Annotated in this window: 16 protein-coding genes; 10 read left to right on the top strand and 6 right to left on the bottom strand. The window is 62.6% G+C overall.

What is annotated here, in order from left to right; genetic code table 11:
* The first annotated feature begins 2 nt into the window (after window positions 1–2).
* The 5 genes from atuC (at window position 3) to ACZZZU_RS00590 (ending at window position 6,855) form a co-directional block, all read left to right on the top strand.
* Window positions 3–1,619, top strand: a complete 1,617-nt coding sequence (atuC, locus tag ACZZZU_RS00610) for a geranyl-CoA carboxylase subunit beta (protein WP_463549395.1) — start codon at window positions 3–5, stop codon at window positions 1,617–1,619.
* A 99-nt stretch (window positions 1,620–1,718) separates the two neighbouring features.
* Entirely contained in the window at window positions 1,719–2,879 is a 1,161-nt protein-coding gene (atuD, locus tag ACZZZU_RS00605; RefSeq protein WP_463549394.1) for a citronellyl-CoA dehydrogenase, read from the top strand.
* 3 nt (window positions 2,880–2,882) lie between these two features.
* Window positions 2,883–3,680 (top strand): enoyl-CoA hydratase/isomerase family protein, encoded by a 798-nt coding sequence (locus ACZZZU_RS00600; protein ID WP_463549393.1) that lies wholly within the window; start codon window positions 2,883–2,885, stop codon window positions 3,678–3,680.
* A 250-nt stretch (window positions 3,681–3,930) separates the two neighbouring features.
* Window positions 3,931–5,916 (top strand): acetyl/propionyl/methylcrotonyl-CoA carboxylase subunit alpha, encoded by a 1,986-nt coding sequence (locus ACZZZU_RS00595; RefSeq protein WP_463549392.1) that lies wholly within the window; start codon window positions 3,931–3,933, stop codon window positions 5,914–5,916.
* A gap of 117 nt (window positions 5,917–6,033) precedes the next feature.
* Window positions 6,034–6,855, top strand: a complete 822-nt coding sequence (locus ACZZZU_RS00590) for an SDR family oxidoreductase (protein ID WP_122495326.1) — start codon at window positions 6,034–6,036, stop codon at window positions 6,853–6,855.
* Here ACZZZU_RS00590 and ACZZZU_RS00585 read toward each other — a convergent pair.
* Entirely contained in the window at window positions 6,834–8,510 is a 1,677-nt protein-coding gene (locus ACZZZU_RS00585) for a mechanosensitive ion channel family protein (protein WP_463549391.1), read from the bottom strand. The genes ACZZZU_RS00590 and ACZZZU_RS00585 overlap by 22 nt on opposite strands.
* Window positions 8,511–8,701: 191 nt before the next feature.
* On the opposite strand from ACZZZU_RS00585, the gene ACZZZU_RS00580 reads away from it, so the two are divergent.
* Complete coding sequence (locus tag ACZZZU_RS00580; RefSeq protein ID WP_463549390.1) at window positions 8,702–10,528, top strand: long-chain-acyl-CoA synthetase; 1,827 nt, start codon at window positions 8,702–8,704, stop codon at window positions 10,526–10,528.
* A gap of 173 nt (window positions 10,529–10,701) precedes the next feature.
* Here the strand turns inward: ACZZZU_RS00580 and ACZZZU_RS00575 are convergent, their stop codons facing one another.
* Genes ACZZZU_RS00575 through ACZZZU_RS00565 form a run of 3 tightly spaced genes read right to left on the bottom strand, consistent with a single transcriptional unit; the run spans window position 10,702 to window position 13,896 of the window.
* The gene (locus ACZZZU_RS00575; protein ID WP_463549389.1) at window positions 10,702–11,946 is read right to left on the bottom strand and encodes a lipoprotein-releasing ABC transporter permease subunit; all 1,245 of its coding nucleotides are present in this window, start codon (window positions 11,944–11,946) and stop codon (window positions 10,702–10,704) included.
* On the bottom strand, window positions 11,946–12,638 hold the full coding sequence (lolD, locus tag ACZZZU_RS00570; protein WP_463539219.1) for a lipoprotein-releasing ABC transporter ATP-binding protein LolD: 693 nt from the start codon (window positions 12,636–12,638) through the stop codon (window positions 11,946–11,948). The genes ACZZZU_RS00575 and lolD overlap by 1 nt, the downstream gene beginning before the upstream one ends.
* Before the next feature lie 7 nt (window positions 12,639–12,645).
* Complete coding sequence (locus tag ACZZZU_RS00565; RefSeq protein ID WP_463549388.1) at window positions 12,646–13,896, bottom strand: lipoprotein-releasing ABC transporter permease subunit; 1,251 nt, start codon at window positions 13,894–13,896, stop codon at window positions 12,646–12,648.
* Between the two features lie 142 nt (window positions 13,897–14,038).
* Between ACZZZU_RS00565 and ACZZZU_RS00560 the strand changes: the two genes are divergently transcribed.
* From ACZZZU_RS00560 to ACZZZU_RS00550, 3 genes are read left to right on the top strand one after another with little or no spacing between them, the layout of a single operon-like run.
* Window positions 14,039–14,617, top strand: a complete 579-nt coding sequence (locus ACZZZU_RS00560) for a PilZ domain-containing protein (protein WP_463549387.1) — start codon at window positions 14,039–14,041, stop codon at window positions 14,615–14,617.
* Between the two features lie 21 nt (window positions 14,618–14,638).
* Entirely contained in the window at window positions 14,639–14,950 is a 312-nt protein-coding gene (locus tag ACZZZU_RS00555; RefSeq protein WP_463549386.1) for a phosphodiesterase, read from the top strand.
* Between the two features lie 23 nt (window positions 14,951–14,973).
* Window positions 14,974–15,696 carry a glycerophosphodiester phosphodiesterase gene (locus tag ACZZZU_RS00550; protein WP_122450531.1) on the top strand — a complete coding sequence of 241 codons (723 nt, stop codon included), beginning with the start codon at window positions 14,974–14,976 and terminating at the stop codon, window positions 15,694–15,696.
* 51 nt (window positions 15,697–15,747) lie between these two features.
* Here the strand turns inward: ACZZZU_RS00550 and sthA are convergent, their stop codons facing one another.
* A complete protein-coding gene (gene sthA, locus ACZZZU_RS00545; RefSeq protein ID WP_122450530.1) occupies window positions 15,748–17,142 on the bottom strand; it encodes a Si-specific NAD(P)(+) transhydrogenase in 1,395 nt (464 codons plus the stop codon).
* 196 nt (window positions 17,143–17,338) lie between these two features.
* Window positions 17,339–18,346 carry an FAD:protein FMN transferase gene (locus tag ACZZZU_RS00540; protein ID WP_463549385.1) on the bottom strand — a complete coding sequence of 336 codons (1,008 nt, stop codon included), beginning with the start codon at window positions 18,344–18,346 and terminating at the stop codon, window positions 17,339–17,341.
* Window positions 18,347–18,502: 156 nt separating this feature from the next.
* Between ACZZZU_RS00540 and ACZZZU_RS00535 the strand changes: the two genes are divergently transcribed.
* Window positions 18,503–19,045: a chalcone isomerase family protein gene (locus tag ACZZZU_RS00535; RefSeq protein WP_463549384.1), complete on the top strand. Its 543-nt coding sequence runs from the start codon at window positions 18,503–18,505 to the stop codon at window positions 19,043–19,045.
* Window positions 19,046–19,063 lie beyond the last annotated feature (18 nt).

Genomic DNA, 19,063 nt, shown 5'->3' with positions numbered 1-19,063 from the left:
TCATGCCGGTGATTCAATCCGAACTCGACGCCCACAGCGAAGACTTCGCCCGCAACCGCGAGGCCATGCTGGCCACCATCGCCGGGTTCCGCGACGTCGAACAAAAGGTGTTGGACAAGGCTGCCGAAGCCAAAGGCAAGTTCGACAAACGCGGCCAGTTACTGCCGCGTGAACGCCTGAACCTGCTGCTCGACCCCGGCGCACCGTTTCTGGAACTGGCCTCACTGGCCGGCTACAAACTGCACGACGACAAAGACGGCACCCAGGCTGGCGGCGGCATTATCTCCGGCATCGGCTATATCTCCGGCGTGCGTTGCCTGGTGAATGCCAGCAACAGCGCGATCAAGGGCGGCACCATTTCCCCCAGCGGGTTGAAGAAGACCCTGCGCCTGCAACAGATCGCCTTCGAAAACAAACTGCCGGTGGTCACCCTCGCCGAGAGCGGCGGCGCCAACCTCAACTACGCCGCCGACATTTTCGTTGAAGGCGCGCGCGGCTTTGCCAACCAGGCGCGGATGTCAGCCATGGGCTTGCCGCAAATCACCGTGGTGCACGGCTCCAGCACCGCAGGCGGCGCTTATCAGCCGGGGTTGTCGGACTACACCGTGGTGGTGCGTGGCAAGGCAAAAATGTTCCTCGCCGGCCCGCCGCTGCTAAAAGCCGCCACGGGCGAGGTGGCCACCGACGAAGAACTGGGCGGCGCCGAGATGCACGCGCAAACCGCCGGCACCGCCGAATACCTGGCCGAAAACGACGCTGACGGCGTGCGCATCGCCCGCGAAATAATGGCCATGCTGCCGTGGAACGCCCAACTGCCGCACCGCCCGCGCAAGCCGGTGCGCGAACCGTTGTACCCGGCCGACGAGCTGCTGGGCCTGATTCCCAGCGATGCGAAAAAGCCCTACGACGTGCGCGAAATCATCGCCCGCATCGCCGACGGTTCCGAATACCTGGACTTCAAACCCGAGTTCGACAACCAGACCATCTGCGGCCACCTGCACATCGAAGGCCTGGCCTGCGGCTTTATCGGCAACAACGGCCCGATCACGCCGAAAGGCGCAGCCAAGGCGGCGCAGTTCATTCAGCTGTGCGACCAGAGCAACACGCCGATTCTGTTCTTCCATAACACCACCGGTTTTATGGTCGGCACCGAATCGGAACAGCAAGGCGTGATCAAGCACGGCTCCAAGCTGATTCAGGCCGTAGCCAACGCCCGCGTCGCCAAGCTGACCATCGTCGTCGGCGGCTCTTACGGCGCCGGCAACTACGCCATGTGCGGCCGTGGCCTGGACCCGCGTTTTATCTTCGCCTGGCCCAACAGCCGCACCGCCGTCATGGGCGGCGCCCAGGCCGGCAAAGTGCTGCGCATCGTCACCGAAGACAAGCACCGCAAGGAAGGCAAAGAAGCCGACCCGAAGATGCTCGACATGCTGGAAACCGTAACCGCGCAGAAACTCGACAGCCAATCCACCGCGCTCTACGGCACCGCCAGCCTGTGGGACGACGGCCTGATCGACCCGCGCGACACGCGCAAGCTGCTGGGTTTTCTGCTGGATATTTGCGCCGAAGCCGAGGTGCGGCCGTTAAAGGCCAATACGTTCGGCGTGGCGCGGTTTTAATCGCTTCGTCCCCTCTCCCTCCGGGAGAGGGCTAGGGTGAGGGCCGCCGCCAACGCCGCTCTCGAACAGACCGAAATTCACGCGTGGAGAACAACAACAATGATCATCACCCAGGAACACGAAGAACTTCGCCGCACGGTGCGCAATTTCGTCGACAAGGAAATCAATCCCCACGTTGATGAATGGGAAAAGGCCGGGCGCTTTCCGATCCACGACATCTTCAAGAAAGCCGGCGACCTCGGTTTGCTGGGCATTTCCAAGCCGGAAAAATTCGGCGGCATGGGCCTGGATTACAGCTACTCGGTGGTGGCCGCGGAAGAGTTCGGCACCATTCAGTGCGGCGGCATTCCGATGTCCATCGGCGTGCAAACCGACATGTGCACCCCGGCGCTCGCCCGTTTCGGCTCCGATGAGCTGCGCGAAGAGTTCCTGCGCCCGGCCATTGCCGGCGACATGGTCGGCTGCATTGGCGTGTCGGAAGTGGGCGCCGGCTCCGACGTTGCCGGGCTGAAAACCACCGCCCGCAAAGACGGCGACGACTATGTGATCAACGGCAGCAAAATGTGGATCACCAACTCGCCATCGGCCGACTTTATTTGCCTGCTGGCCAACACCTCGGACGACAAGCCCCACGTCAACAAATCGCTGATCGTGGTGCCGATGAAAACGCCGGGCATCAGCGTGTCGCCGCACCTGGACAAACTCGGCATGCGCAGTTCGGAAACCGCCCAGGTGTTTTTCGATGACGTGCGCGTGCCCCAGCGCAACCGCATCGGCCATGAAGGCGCCGGCTTCATGATGCAGATGCTGCAATTCCAGGAAGAGCGTCTGTTCGGCGCCGCCAACATGATCAAGGGCCTGGAGTTCTGCATCGACAGCACCATCGAGTACTGCAAAGAGCGCAAAACCTTTGGCCAGCCGCTGATCGACAACCAGGTCATCCACTTCCGCCTGGCCGAGCTGAGCACCGAAATCGAGTGCCTGCGCGCCCTCGTCTACCAAGCCACCGAGCAATACATCAAAGGCCGCGACGTCACTAAGCTCGCGTCCATGGCCAAGCTCAAAGCCGGCCGCCTGGGCCGCGAAGTAACCGACAGCTGCCTGCAATATTGGGGCGGCATGGGCTACATGTGGGACAACCCCGTCGCCCGCGCCTACCGCGACGTGCGCCTGGTCTCCATCGGCGGCGGTGCAGACGAAATCATGCTGGGCATCATCAGCAAGCTGATGGGCACCCTGCCGGGCAAGAAGAAGGGCTGAGCCATGACCCTCCCGACCGTGACCACCCTGCTGCTCGACCACGCCAACGGCGTGCTGACCATCACCCTCAACCGGCCCGAGGTGCGCAACGCCATGAGCCTGGCGATGGTCGAGGAGCTGCGCGCCGTGCTGCGCAACAGCGCCGCCGACGCCAGCATTCGTGCCTTGGTACTGCGCGGCGCCGGTGAGCATTTCTGCGCCGGCGGCGACATCAAAGACATGGCCGGCGCCCGCGCCCGTGCGCAAACCGAAGGTGAAGACGCCTACCGCCAGCTCAACCGCGCCTTTGGGGCCTTGCTGGAAGAAGCCCAAAACGCGCCGCAGGTGGTCATCGCCGTGCTCGAAGGCGCGGTGCTGGGCGGCGGGTTTGGGCTGGCGTGTGTTTCCGACATCGCCATCGCCCACCCGAGCGCCAAATTCGGTTTGCCGGAAACCAGCCTGGGCATTATTCCCGCGCAGATCGCGCCATTTGTGGTCAAGCGCATCGGCCTCACCCACACCCGCCGCCTGGCCCTGACGGCAGCGCGATTTGATGGTGAAGAGGCGTTGCGTCTGGGGCTTGTGCATGTGTGTGACGCCGACGTGGAACAACGGCTGGCGCAGGTACTGGATCAGGTTCGGCAATGTGCACCGGGGGCCAATGCGGCGACCAAAGCGCTGCTGCTGGCCACCGAACGGGAACCGCTGAATAGCTTGCTCGACGATGCCGCCGGGTTGTTTGCGGCGGCGGTGGTGGGCGAGGAAGGGGTGGAAGGGACGATGGCGTTTATGCACAAGCGTAAGCCTGGGTGGGCGGTGTGATGGCCTTTACCCCTCACCCCAGCCCTCTCCCACAAGGGGAGAGGGAGCTTGACCGCGACTCGGTCTGCTCCCCTCGCCTGTCAGCGGTCGCCCGGATCAGGGGAGAGGGGCTGGGGGTGAGGGTCGGCGCAAACACCGCTCCGCCCGCGTAGGAGCAAGCTCGCGAAGTTCTCGAACCCGTACAGCAAAAGCTTCGCTAGCAAGCTAGCTCCTACGAAGAACAAAAAATTAGATTGCAGGGAGCCACCGGATGCCAGCCTTCAACAAAATCCTCATCGCCAACCGCGGCGAAATCGCTTGCCGCGTCATGCACACCGCTCACGCCCTGGGCTACCGCACCGTGGCGGTCTACAGCGAAGCGGACGCCGACGCGCGCCATGTGCAATTGGCCGACCAGGCCGTGTGCATCGGGCCGGCGCAGGTCAATCAGTCGTACTTGTCGATTGACGCCATCATCGCCGCCGCGCAAAAAACCGGCGCCGATGCGGTGCATCCGGGCTACGGCTTTCTCTCCGAGAACGCCGCATTTGCCCAGGCCTGCGAAGCGGCCGGCATCGTGTTTATCGGGCCGACCGTTGAAGCCATTCACCTGATGGGCAGCAAACGCCTGTCGAAGATCGCCATGCTCGAAGCCGGCGTGCCGTGCATTCCAGGCTACGAAGGCGCCGAGCAGGACGACGCCACCCTCAGCCGCGAAGCCGAGCGCATTGGCTATCCGCTGATGATCAAAGCCAGCGCCGGGGGCGGCGGTCGGGGGATGCGGCTGGTCACCGAGGCCAGCGAACTAGTGGCGCAAATTCGCACCGCGCGCTCCGAGGCGCAAAACGCGTTTGGCTCCGGCGAGCTGATTCTGGAACGCGCCGTGTTGCAGCCACGGCATGTGGAAATTCAGGTATTCGGCGATCAGCACGGGCACATCGTGTACCTGGGCGAACGCGACTGCTCGGTGCAGCGCCGTCATCAGAAAGTGGTTGAAGAAGCGCCCTGCCCGGTGATGACGCCCGAACTGCGTCAGGCCATGGGCGAGGCGGCAGTGAAAGCGGCGGCGTCGGTGAATTACGTCGGCGCCGGTACGGTGGAATTTCTGCTCGACCAAAGCGGCGAGTTCTTCTTTCTGGAAATGAACACCCGCCTGCAAGTGGAGCACCCGGTCACCGAGCTGATCACCGGCCAGGACCTGGTCGCCTGGCAGCTGCAAGTCGCCGCTGGGCAGCCATTGCCGCTGCGCCAGGAAGACATCCGCCTCACGGGTCATGCCATGGAAGTGCGCCTGTATGCCGAAGACGCGGCCAATAATTTTCTCCCGCAAACCGGCGCCGTGCTGCGCTGGGAGCCGGCGCTGCTCGACGGCATTCGCATCGACCACGGCCTGGTCGAAGGCCAGCGCATCACGCCGTTCTACGACCCCATGCTGGCGAAAGTCATCGCCTATGGCGCCACCCGCGACGAAGCGCGGCGCAAGCTGGTGCGCGCCGTGGAAGACTGCGTGCTGTTGGGCGTCAACGGGAACCAGCGCTTTCTCGCCAACCTGCTGGCCCACGAGCAATTCGCCGCAGGCAACGCCACCACCGCGTTTATTGCCGAGCACTTCCATGCCGACCCGAGCCTGAGCCCGCAAGCACCCAGTGCCGCCGAACTGGCCAGCGCCGCCGCCCTGCTCTACCAAGCCGGCGCCCAAGCCCGCGCGCACCAGCCCGAGCTGGCCGGCTGGCGCAACGCTGGCAATGCGCCGTGGCGCTTCGTGCTCAAGCACGGCGAACACAAATACCCGGTGGAACTCAGCGTGCAACAGTCCGGCCCGCAACCGCGTTTGCTCGCGCAGGTCGGCGAGCAGCAGGTTGAATTGCAGCTGCTCAGCAATGACGGGCGCTGGGCCACAGTGAATATCGACGGCGTGCGCCAGCGTCTCGCGTATCACCACAGCGCTCAGCAGCTGTGGCTATACGGCCACGCCGGCAACCTCGAACTGCACGACTGCACCCATGAACCAGTGAGCGCCGCCGGTGCCGCTGCTTCCGGCGTGGTGAAGGCGCCTATGGATGGTGCCATCGTCGACGTGCTGGTCAGCGAGGGCGAGCGCGTCAGCAAAGGCCAACTGCTGGTGGTGCTGGAGGCGATGAAAATGGAGCATCCGCTTAAAGCCACCAGCGATGGCGTGGTGCGGCGGGTGCAGGCCAATAAAGGCGATCAGGTGAAGGGGCGGCAGGTGTTGGTGGAGGTTGAGGTAAGCGACTAAAAAGCATCGCGGCTAAAGCCGCTCCTACAGGTACGCGTGTTTTCTGTGGGAGCGGCTTTAGCCGCGATGCGGTTGATCTACAACGAACAACAACAAAACCCCAGGAGATCCACGCCCATGTCCCTATCCGGCAAAACCCTGTTTATCTCCGGCGCCAGCCGTGGCATCGGTCGTGAAATTGCCCTGAAGGCCGCCGCCGACGGGGCCAACATTGTGATTGCAGCCAAAAGCGCCGAGGCCCACGCCAAGCTTGAGGGCACCATTTTCAGCGTGGCCGCCGAAGTTGAAGCGGCAGGCGGCAAAGCCCTGGCGCTGCAGTTGGATGTGCGCGACGAAACCGCTGTGGCCGCCGCCATGGCCAAGGCGGCTGAGCATTTCGGCGGCATCGACGCGTTGGTCAATAACGCCGGGGCCATCAAGTTGATCGGCGTGGAGCACCTGCAACCCAAGCGCTTCGACCTGCTGTTTCAAATCAATACCCGCGCCGTGATGGTTTGCAGCCAGGCCGCGCTGCCTTATCTGAAACAGAGCAAGGGCCACATTCTCAACCTGTCGCCGCCGCTGAACATGGACAGCAAATGGTTCGCCCAGCACGGGCCCTACACCGTGACCAAATACGGCATGAGCATGCTGACCCTGGGCATGAGCGAGGAATTCGCCAAGTACGGCATCAGCGTCAATTCGCTGTGGCCGAAAACCATGATCGCCACCGCCGCCATCGAGTTCGAGCTGGGCAGCCGCGACGCCTTCAAACGCGCCCGCGTGCCGGCGATCATGGCCGACGCCGCACACGCCATTCTGGCCAGCAGCGGTCGCGCCATAACCGGCCGCTTGCTGATCGATGAAGACATTCTGCGCGAGCAGGGCCACACCGATTTCGAGCACTACCGCTTCGACCCGGACGGCGGCCCGCTGATTCAGGACTTGTTTGTCGACTGACCGTTAGCCTCGCCACCGCCCTCGCCCGGCACCGGTCGCCGGGCGGGGGCGGTGTACCAGTTTTCCGGCGGCACCAGCTTGGCGTCGGGCGGATCGCCGAGGTAATGCGGCGACATGATCTGCACGCCGTATTCGTTAAACACATCCTGAATATGCGCATGCAGCGCCGACATCAGCAGCGCACGCGGGCGCGGCAAGGTGAAGATCGCTTGGGCGACCAGGCGGTATTCGGGGTAGAAATCCGACAGCGATGTCTGGAACACCAGCGGCGCAGGGTCGCTGACGACGCCGTCGGTGCGCCGCGCCGCCTCGATCAACATGGCCTCCACCTGCCGCCATGGCGTGTCGTAGCCAATGGTGACCACCGTGTCGACGATATAGCCGGTGCCCTGCACAGCGCGCGAGTAGTTCTTGGTGACCGCGCCGGTGATCATCGAGTTGGGCAGCGTCAGCACCTCGCCCAGGCCGGTGCGGATACGCGTGGTGAACATGCCCATTTCCGTGACCGTGCCTTCGTGCTCGCCAATGCGCACGAATTCGCCGATGCGCAGGGTGCGCGTGTAGGTGAGGATCAGCCCCGACGCCGCCTGGCCCACCAGGCTCGACGCGCCGAGTGAAATCATCAACCCGATCAGCACCGACAACCCCTTGAACGCCTCCGTGCCGCTGCCCGGCAGATACGGATAGGCCATGGCCAGAGCGAACAGCCAGATGCCCAGCGAGGTCAGGCGTGTGGTCGGTTGCAAGGTTTCTTCGTTGAGCCATTCCACGCTATGGCTTTGCAGCGCCACGCGCTTGAGCAAGCGTTGGGCAAAGGCGCTGATGCCGCGCGCAATAAAAAAGATCAGCACGGCAATCAGCAGTCCCGGCACGGCATTGACCACGCCTTGCAGCACATAGCTGAGCAGGTCGAGCAGGTAGCTGTTGAGGCGCTCGCCCCAAGGGCGCGTATAGGGAAATTGCGACAGCACAAAGCTCAGCCATTCGTAGGCGAGCAGCAGCACGAGGGTCCAGCGCAGCAGGTCGAGCAGGCGGTTGGCCAGGGTGAAGAGAAAACGCAGATCGAGAATCTGCGCGCCGCCGACTTTCAGGTCGCGGGCCTTTTGCTGCATGAGCATGGGCAGCGCTTTGTATAGCGAGCGACGCAGCCAATGGATGGCCCACAGCAGCAGCACAAACAACACCGTGGCCGCCACGCTGTAGCCCAGCGCTTTGAGCATGGCGCTCCAAGTGCGGATCTCGCGGGTTTCGGCCACTACCTGACGCAACCGCTCGGCTGCCTGCTGGGCGGCGTCTTCGGTGTTTTGCGCCCCCAACGGGTCGACATCCAGCGGCGTGACCATAAAACTGCGGCGGCCGTTAAGCAGCACGATAAAACTGCGCTGCACCGGTTGCAGGGTTACCGGCACGTCGGCGCCGTCTTGCAGCACTTCTTCAATCGCCGCTTTGGCCCGCGCCGCGCGCACGGCCGGCGACTCGCCCAGCAGCACGGCGCGAAACACCATCACCGTGCGGTTGGCGACCTGCAAGGTGGCGCTGGTGTCGGTGGCCGTCGCCGTGGGGTCGATGCTTTGCTCGGTCTCGGCAGCCACGGCGGCCCCACTGCCCAGCAACACCATCATCAGCAGCACCAGAACGTGAAACACCCTGCCCATGCCGCTCTCCTTAATGGCTCGGTGGTTGCGCCCAGGTTCCGGCAACCTGCTCTGATGTATAGACGGATGTTGAGCGTTTGCCCCGTCTATTTGCCCATCTGCCCGCCGCTCGGCGCACCACGGTCATAGTCCGAGCGGTACGGGCAAACTAGAGTGAGGTTCGTTCCCGATAACAGCACAACGACGCGAACATGAGCCAAGCCGACCTGATCACCCCTGCCCGTTTCATTGCCCACCTGCCCGCCACCCTTGGCCGCGTGCCGCGCATGTTGCGGGGTTTGTATTACGCCGGTATTCGCAATCGAGAGAAAAATCTGTCGCTGGCCTGGGCATTGGAGCGCGCCGCCGACCTGTACCCGCAGCGCCCCGCCGTGCTGGAAGAACAGCGCCAGCTCACCTACGCGCAGTTCAACGCCTGGGCCAATCGCCTGGCCCGCGCCCTGAAAAAACAAGGCGTGAGTCACGGCAGCGTGGTGGCGGTGATGCTGGAAAACCGGATCGAGGTGCTGTTGCTGCTGGCCGCCCTGGCCAAGCTCGGCGCAGTGGGTGCGTTGGTCAACACCACGCAGCGCGGGCAGGTGTTGGTGCACAGCCTGAACCTGGTGAAGCCCAGTCATTTCGTGATTGGTGAGGAACTGCGCGAGCCTTTCGAAGCGGTACGCGAGCAGGTGCACGGCAGCGATCGCCACTGTTATTGGCTGAGCGATGGCGACAGCCTGAACGTGCCGAGCAGCGCCCCACACGGCTGGGAAAACCTCATGGACCTGGCCTGGAGCGAGCCACACACCAACGTCGCTGACAGCGCCAACGTACGGCTCAAAGACCCGTGCTTCCTGATTTACACCTCCGGCACCACCGGCCTGCCGAAAGCCTCAATCATGAGCCACGGCAAGTGGATAAAAGCCTACGGCGGCTTCGGGCATTCCGGGCTCGGCCTTACCGACCAGGACGTGCTTTACCTGACGCTGCCCTGCTACCACAACAACGCCGTCACCGTGTGCTGGAGCGCGGCCCTGGCAGGCGGCGCGGCGATTGCCCTGCGCCGGCGCTTTTCCGCCAGCGCGTTCTGGAAAGACGTGCAGCATTACCGCGCCACCTGCTTCGGCTATATCGGCGAGCTGTGCCGCTACCTGCTCAACCAACCGCCCTGCGCGGAAGAACAAGGCAACACCCTTACCTGCATGATCGGCAACGGCTTGCGGCCCTCCATCTGGGGCGAGTTCAAACAGCGTTTCGGCATCCAGCGCATCACCGAGTTCTACGCCTCCAGCGAGGGCAATATCGGCTTTACCAACGTGTTCAATTTCGACAATACCGTCGGCTACTCGCCCGCCACCTACGCCATCGTGCGCTACGACCTGGAAAACGATCGGCCGCTGCGCACCAAGAAAAACTTCCTGCAAAAAGCCGACAAGGGCGAGCCCGGTTTGCTGATCACCGAAATCAGCGCCAAGTGGCCCTTCGACGGCTACACCGACCCGGCGAAAAGCGAGGCGGTGATCCTGCGCAACGTGTTTAAAAAAGGCGATGCCTGGTTCAACACCGGCGACCTGATGCGCGACATCGGCTTCAAACACACCCAATTCGTCGACCGCCTGGGCGACACCTTTCGCTGGAAAGGCGAAAACGTCTCCACCACCGAAGTGGAAAACGCCCTGGGCGCGTTTGCCGGCGTTGAGGATGCCGTGGTGTATGGCGTGGAAATTCCCGGCACCAACGGCCGCTGCGGCATGGCCGCCTTGCGCTTGGCGCCAGGGCAGCAGTTGGATGGCGCGGCGTTGGCCGAACATCTCGACCGCGAACTGCCGGCCTATGCCGCGCCGTTATTTGTGCGGCTGCTGCGCGAGGTGGAGACGACGGGGACGTTTAAGTACAAGAAGAATGATTTGAAAGTGGCGGGGTTTGATCCGGCGCGGGTGAGTGACCCGTTGTATGTGCGGCTGCCGGGTGGGGCTGGGTTTGAGGTGTTGGATGGGCGGGTTTTTGCGGGGATTCAGGGGGGGGAGTATCGGTTTTAGGGTTGGGTGTGGCTTCTTCTGTCGGGATGCTCGTCGTGTCGGGCTAATTCGATGCTGTCCATTAGCCTGGATTCCCGCTTTCGCGGGAATGACGGAGGAAAAAAACTTACACCGTCATTCCCGCGAAAGCGGGAATCCAGAGTCGCGAGTCGAGCACCGTCCCCCGCACCCACTCACTCGTACCGCAACGCCTCAGCCGGCTGAATCTGCGCCGCGCGCCACGACGGATATACCGTCGCCAGAAAGCTCAAAATAAACGCCGCACTGCAAATCAGCACCACGTCCAGCCCTTGCAGTTCAGACGGCAAATTGCTCACGAAGTACACGTCAGAGCTAAAAATCTGCTGCCCGCTGATGCGTTCGATCCAGCCCACCAGCGCGCTCACGTTCAGTGCCGCCAACACGCCCAGCACGCCGCCGACCACGGTGCCGATCACGCCGATGACGGTGCCCTGCACCATAAACACGCCCATGATCTGCCCGGGCGTGGCGCCCAGGGTGCGCAGGATGGCGATGTCGCCGCCCTTGTCGGCGACCACCATGATCAGCGTGGCGATGATGTTGAACGCGGCCACGGCGACGATCAGCAACAGCAGCAGGCCGATCATGGTTTTTTCCATTTTCATGGCGCTGAACAGGCTGCCTTGGGTCAGCGTCCAGTCGCTTGGGCGGTAGCCTTCGCCCAGCCCCTGAGCAACGGCCGCCGAAACTTGTGGCGCCTGGTACAGATCTTTCAGCGCCAGACGCACGCTCTGCACCTGGCCGCTTTGCATGCGCTGCAATTGGCTGGCGTCGGCGATGCTGATCAGCGCCATGGAGCCATCCAGCTCGGCGCCGACTTTGAATACGCCGACCACGTTGAGGCGCTGCATACGCGGGGTAATACCGCCGGGCGCAGTGCTCAATTCGGGGATGATCAGGGTCAGTTTGTCGCCGACGTTCAGGCGAAAACGCCGTGCCGTAATTTCGCCGATCACCACGCCGAACTCACCGGGTTTCAGGTCGTTCAGGCTGCCTTGCACGATGTGCTGGCCGATGATCGACACCCTGGTTTCTTCCTTGGGGTCGATGCCGTTGATTTGCACCGGCTGCATCAAACCTTTGTAGGAGAGCATGCCTTCGAGCTCGGCGAACGGCACGGCGGCGGTTACTTGCGGGTTTTTCAGCGCCTGGTCGGCGATCTGGCGCCAGTCTGAAATCGGCTGCACGCCTGCGATGGTGGCGTGGGGCACCATGCCGAGAATGCGCGAGCTCATTTCTTTCTGGAATCCGTTCATTACCGACAGCACCACGATCATGGCCAGCACGCCGAGGGCCAGGCCGATCATGGAGGTCAGGGAAATAAACGAGATGAAGTGGTTACGGCGCTTGGCGCCGGTGTAACGCAGGCCGATAAAAACGCTGAGCGGGCGGAACATCAGGCAGCCACCAACTTGCCGTCTTCCAGACGCCACACGCGGTCCATTTGCTGGGCCAATTGCAGGTCGTGGGTCACCACCAGAAAGGCGGTTTTCGAGTCGCGGCTCAGTTCCAGCATCAGGTCTTGAATGCCCTGTGCGGTGTGGTGGTCAAGGTTGCCGGTGGGCTCATCGAGCAGCACCAGGCCGGGGTTGTTGACCAGCGCGCGGGCAATGGCCACACGCTGACGCTCACCGCCCGACAGTTCCGCCGGCTTGTGCGCCAAGCGGTGACCGAGGCCTACGCGCTCGAGCAATTTAGTCGCGCGTTGACGGGCTTCGGGAATCGCCACCTTGCCGATCAACAGCGGCATGCAGACGTTTTCCAAGGCGGTGAATTCGGGCAGCAGGTGGTGGAATTGGTACACGAAACCCAACGCGCGGTTACGCAGCAGGCCACGGTTCTTTTCGCTCAGCGCCGACAACTCTTCGCCCGCCAGCCAAACGCTGCCGGTGCTCGGTGTGTCGAGCCCGCCGAGCATATTGAGCAAGGTGCTTTTGCCCGAGCCGGAACTGCCGACAATTGCCACGCGCTCGCCGGGGTACAGCTCCAGTTGCAGGTCGGCGAGTACGGTGACCGATTGCGGACCCTCGTCGTAGCTTTTGCCCAGGTTGCGGCAGCTGAGAACGGCGTTGTTTTGCTTTGCTTGCATGGCGACATTACTCATAACGCAGGGCCTCCGCAGGCTGGGTGCGCGCCGCGCGCCAGGCCGGATAAAGAGTGGCGAGGAAACTCAGCACCAGGGCCGCGCCGCAGACCAGCAGCACGTCCTGGGCCATCAATTGCGAAGGCAGGTAGTCAATGAAATACACATCGGCGTTGAGAAATTTAATGCCCAACAGGCGCTCGACGCCGGCAATCCAGCTGCTCACGTTCAGCGCCGCAATAATGCCCAGCAGCGCGCCGATCACGGTGCCGACCACGCCGATCACCGTGCCCTGCACCATGAAAATCATCATGATCTGCCGGGGCGTGGCGCCGAGGGTGCGCAGAATGGCGATGTCGCCTTTCTTGTCGGTGACCACCATCACCAGCGTGGAAATGATGTTGAACGCCGCCACCGCCACAATCAGCAGCAGCAACAGGCCGATCATGGCTTTTTCCATGCGGATGGCCTGGTACAGATTGCCGTGGGTGCGGGTCCAGTCGCGGGCGTAGTAATCGCGGTCGCCCAACTGGCCGGCGATTTCCCACGCGGTGCGCGGCGCCTGGAACAGGTCGGCGAATTTCAGTCGCAAGCCCTGTACTTGGTCCGGCTTCCAGCGGTGCAGGCGAGCGATGTCGTGAATGTTGGCCAGGGCCAGGAAGCCGTCGATTTCACCGGCGCCCACATGAAAGATGCCGGCCACGGTGAAGCGCTTGAGACGGGGGAACATGCCAGCCGGGGTCACGGTGACTTCCGGGGCGACGAAGGTGACCTTGTCGCCGACTTTCACGCCCAATTTGGCGGCGGCCTTGTCGCCAATGATCAGCGCGAACTCACCAGTTTTCAGCGCGTCGAGGCTGCCCTCTTTGAAGAACTTGTCGATGATTGAGACCTTGCTCTCTTCCACCGGGTCGATGGCGTTGATCAACACCTTCTGCACCTTGCCTTCGTGGGTCAGCAGACCTTGCATCTGGGTGAACGGTGCAACCGCGACCACCTGCTTGTGCTGCAGCACTTTGTCGGCCATGGCGTGCCAATCACTGATGGGCTCCGGCGACTCGACCGTGGCGTGGGGCACCATGCCCAGCACGCGGGTGCGCATTTCATAGTCGAAACCGTTCATGACCGAGAGCACGACGATCATTACCACCACGCCCAGGGCGAGGCCGATCATCGAGGTCAGCGAGATGAACGAAACAAAATGATTTCGGCGTTTGGCACGGGTGTAACGTGCGCCGATAAAAACGGACAGCGGTCTGAACATAGAAAATGAGGTTTCGCTGCGAAGGAAGGGGGCATCCTGCTGTACAAAATCCAACAGTGGCGAGGCTCGGCTGGCGGCCTTACACTTTGGGCACACTGCGCTGAGCTCAGGCTCAGACAACCACCGCTGCCATGGGTTCGCCATGACGTCTAACGATGAAAGTGACCGCCGCGAATACTATCGCATCGCCGATACGATCGCACTGGAATTCAGCCTGCTGTCCGGCGCCGAAGCGGTGGCCAGCGAGGCCCTGCACGACGACTCGCCGCTGTTCAATCTGCTCAGCGATTTGCACCTTTCCGACTTCGAATCCCAGCACTTGCTGCGCCATATCGGCGAGCGTGATCGCACCCTTGCCAGCTACCTGAAGGTGGTCAACAAGCGTATCGACCTGCTCGGCCAGGCCCTGGCGCAGAACCTGGTGCGTGAAGTGGGAGCGCCGAAACGGGTGACGCTGTCCGAGGGCGGCGTGAGCTTCGAGCACCCGCAAGCAGTACCAGCCGGTAGCCACTTGGCGGTGAAAATGGTGCTGATGCCGCAAGCCCTCGGCCTGCTATTGCGGGCGCAGGTTGTCCATTGCCGTCAGCAGGACAACGGGCTGTACGAGATCGGCACCGAGTTCGAAGCGCTAACCGACGCACAACGGCAATTACTGGCCCGGCATATTCTGCAAAAGCAGGCGATGGAACGTCGCCAAGCCCGCGAAACGCCCCTCAGCTAACGGCCGCACGAGAGAAAAACCATGCCCCGCCCCGCTCTTCTTTTCAGCCTGCTACTCGGTGCGCTGCCCTTGGCCGCGCAGGCCGACACCCTGGAAATTCCCGTCGGCGAGCAAGGCGCGAGCACTATTGCGCTGCCCGTTCGTGGCCAGTTGCAGCGCAGCGTGCTCGACCAGTTCGGCCTGCCCGATGAAGAACACAAACCGGTCGGCAACCCGCCGATCACGCGCTGGGACTACCGCGACTTCAGCGTTTACTTCGAAAACACCCATGTGGTCGACAGCGTGCGTCACCACGAGCCGCGCGCGGCCCAGCCGGCACCGGCGTCCAACTAAGCATTCATCAGCAAGGAGCAACCGTGACCCTGATCTACGGCCACCGCGGCGCCAAGGGCGAAGCACCGGAAAACACCCTGGCCAGTTTTCAGCAGTGCCTCAAACACGGCGTGCGCCGCTGCGAACTCGACCTGCACCTGTCTCGCGACGGCGAGCTGATGGTGATTCACGACCCGACCCTGAAACGCACCACCGGCCATCGCGGCAAAGTGGTGGAACACGACGCCGCCGAGCTGGTGACCTACGACGCCCGCAAAGGCGGCCCCGGCTGGGTGCAACCCACGCCGATTCCGCGCCTGGCCGAGTTGTTCGAGCAGTGCGACTTTGAGCATTGGCAACTGGAAGTGAAAAGCGCCTCGCGCGTGCGGGCAGCGCGCACCGTGCTGGCGATTCGTGAGTTGGCGCAGCAGTACAACCTGCTGGACAAGGTCACGGTCACCTCAAGTTCGCGGGAAGTGTTGCGTGCGCTGGTGCGCCTGACGCCGGATTTGGCGCGCGGCCTGGTGGCGGAATACGCCTGGCTCGATCCACTGAAAGTGGCGCAGAACTATGGCTGTTCCCTGTTGGCGTTGAACTGGACGCTGTGCACGCCCGAGCGCCTGATCAAAGCGCAGAAACAAGGGCTGCATGTGTCGGTGTGGACGGTCAACGAACCGGCACTGATGCGCCGGCTCGCTGATTTCGGGGTGGACAGCCTGATTACAGACTTTCCCGGTTTGGCCAGCGCCACTCTCGCGAATCGCTGACCCCGAAACAGTCCTGCTCCCCGACCGGCTCAGGCCACCGGTCGGTGCCGCTCAAAAAAGCCGGTTGAGGCCGTCGAACGCCGCCACCCGATACGCCTCGGCCATGGTCGGGTAGTTGAAGGTGGTGTTGACGAAATACTTGATGGTATTGGCCTCACCCTGCTGGTTCATGATCGCCTGGCCGATGTGCACAATCTCCGAAGCCTGATAGCCGAAGCAGTGCACGCCAAGAATTTGCAAGGTTTCGCGGTGGAACAAAAGCTTGAGCATGCCCACCGGCTCGATGGCGATTTGCGCACGCGCCATGCCTTTGAAAAACGCCTTGCCCACTTCATACGGAATTTTCGCCGCCGTCAGTTCCTGCTCGGTTTTACCGATGGAGCTGATTTCCGGAATCGTATAAATGCCGGTTGGTACGTCATCGACAAAGCGCCAGCTGCCGTTCTCGATAATGCTGCCCGCCGCCGACCGCCCCTGGTCGAACGCCGCACTCGCCAGGCTCGGCCAGCCGATCACATCACCGGCCGCATAAATGTTCGACACGCTGGTGCGGTAGTGCTCGTTCACTTCCACCTGGCCACGGCTGTTGACCTTGATGCCGATGTTTTCCAGGCCGAGTTTGTCGGTGTTGCCGGTACGGCCGTTACACCAGAGCAAGGCGTCGGCCTTGATCTTCTTGCCGGACTTCAGGTGCAGCACCACGCCGTTGTCCATGCCCTCGATGCGCTCGTATTCCTCGTTGTGACGCACCAGCACGTTGTTGTTGCGCAGGTGGTAGCTCAAGGCATCGGAGATTTCGCCGTCGAGGAAACTGAGCAGTTGGTCGCGGTTGTCGATCAGGTCGACCAGCACGCCCAGCCCGCTGAAAATCGAAGCGTATTCACATCCGATCACGCCGGCGCCGTAAATGATCAAGCGGCGCGGGGTGTGGCTCAGGGTGAGGATGGTGTCGCTGTCGTAAACGCGCTCGTGGTGGAAGTCGATATCGGCCGGGCGATACGGACGCGAGCCAGTGGCGATGATGATTTGCGCCGCCACCAGTTTTTCCACCACGCCGTTGGGGCACACCACTTCAATGGTTTGCTCATCGGAGAAACTGCCGGTGCCGTAGAACAGGTCGACACGGTTGCGCGCGTAGTAACTGGTGTGCGAAGTGACCTGTTTGGAAATCACCCGCTCGGCGCTTTTCAGCACGTCGGGAAAGGAGAACCAACGCGGCTCGCCAATCTGGCGAAACATCGGGTTGGTATTGAACTGCATGATCTGCCGAACCGAGTGACGCAGGGCCTTGGACGGGATGGTGCCCAGGTGCAGGCAGTTGCCGCCCACCTCGCGACGGTTGTCGACCACGGCCACTTTTTTCCCGGCCTTGGCGGCGTTCATCGCTGCGCCTTCCCCTGCCGGGCCCGAACCCAATACCACCACGTCGTAGTTGTAGACCGCCATGTTCACTCCTCTGGTACAAACCAGGACGCCTGTGCGTCCGTGGCAACACCGCGACCGCCTCGTTACATGGACCTCGTAACGCGTGTCGCGACAGCTCGAAACAGGTGCGCAGCTTAACTGCGGCTTTGCGTTGCGCACATTAGCGATTGGTCGCGCGGTAGGCGAGCATTGTCTGCACTACATGGCGCGATACAGCCTACGGCGTCGCAGGAACATCAAATTCGCGGCTGAACGCGCTGCTCGCCTGGCTGATAAAACCGCTCGCCGTGCGGGTAACAAACAGCGCCGCAATGCCATGCTGCTGCGCAAACGCCATGCCGCGCTCCGGGCCCAACACCATCAGTAAAGTCGATAGACCGTCGGCGCGCAGGGTCGAGTGATCGAGCACCGTCACTTCTGCCAACCGATGGGTAATGGGCGCGCCGGTTTGCGGGTCCAGCGTGTGGGAATAACGCTGGCCGTCACGCTCGAAATAGGTGTGGTAATCGCCCGACGTGGACACGCCCCAACCGTCCAGCGTCAGCACGCGCTCGGGCACCTGCACGTCTTCACGTGGCGCTTCGATGGCCACCTTCCACGCCTCGCCATCCGGCTTGCGCCCCGCTGCCTTCAACTCGCCCGTGACATTCAGCAGGTAACTGTCGATACCCAGCGAACGCAAGTGCTCGGCGATACGGTCGACCGTGTAGCCGGCGACGATGCTGTTGAGGTCCAGTTGCACGGCGAGGTTTTTGCACAATTGGTGCCCCTGAATGCGCAGATGGGCTTGCCCCACGAGCGCCTTCGCCTCGGCAATCTGCGGCGCCGAAGGCACCTCGTGACTGCGCGACTGCGGCCCGAACCCCCACAAGTTCATCAGCGGTTCAACGGTGATATCGAAGGCGCCGCTGCTGTCTTTCCACAGCGAATCGGCAAAGCGCACCAGGGCCAACACCGACTCGGGCACCGCCGCGCAACTGCCGGCGGGCAAGGCATTGAAGCGCGACACCACGGAGTCTGCGCGCCAGGTTGAAAACTGCTGATCCACCTCCGCCAACAACCCCTCCACCTGCGCCTGCACAACCGCTGCGGCGGGCGTGTGCTCGCCCGGCACGTACTTCACCGCGTAATGACTGCCCATAGTTGGGCCGCCAAACTCGGCCACCTGCGGCCCGCAGCCCAGCAAACAAACGCACAGCACTAGCGGCAACAGATGACGAAACACGGCAGCGCTCGGCAAGCAAACAAGAAGGCGCAAGGATAGCCGCTCGACAGCCGCCCCCGCGACCAACAGCCGTCGCGTTTGGCAACAGATACCGGCGCGCAACTGTCATCCACAAACCCGTATGCTGGCACCGCCTCTGCCATCACGAGCCTTGTCATGCGCCTGACTGCCACCCTGCTACTTCTGCTCACCAGCACCTTGCTGTGGGCCAGCGAACCGCTGCAACAAGCCGCCTTCCCCAACGAACGGCAAAGCCTGCAACGCCAGAGCCAGGGCGTACTCAATTATTTGTGGGTGGACGTATACGCCGCCGCCTTTTACACCGAGCCGGGCATCACCCCGAGTGAGGCCGTCGCGCAGATGCGCAACCAGCGCCTGGAGCTTTACTACCTGCGCGCCATCGACCGCGACGATGTGATCAAAGCCGCTTGGGCCACCATTGAACGCCAGCAGCCACCCGCGCGCCTGCAAGCCCTGCGCGCCGACATCGAACCGCTGCAAGCCACCTTCAAAAACATCAACCCCGGCGACCGCTACGCCCTCACCTACACCGCCGAAGAAGGCCTGGTGCTGGAGCTCAACGGCCAGAAGGTCTACCGCAACGGCGACAAAGAATTTGCCCGGGCGTATCTGGGCTTGTGGGTGGCCAAAGATGGATTGTCGGAAGAATTGCGCACGCAACTAATGACCCCGCAGTAAGCCAAACCCCAGCGCTGA

It is taken from the genome of Pseudomonas sp. AC136, from assembly GCF_979258585.1.
This window is presented reverse-complemented; position numbering and strand designations above follow the sequence as displayed.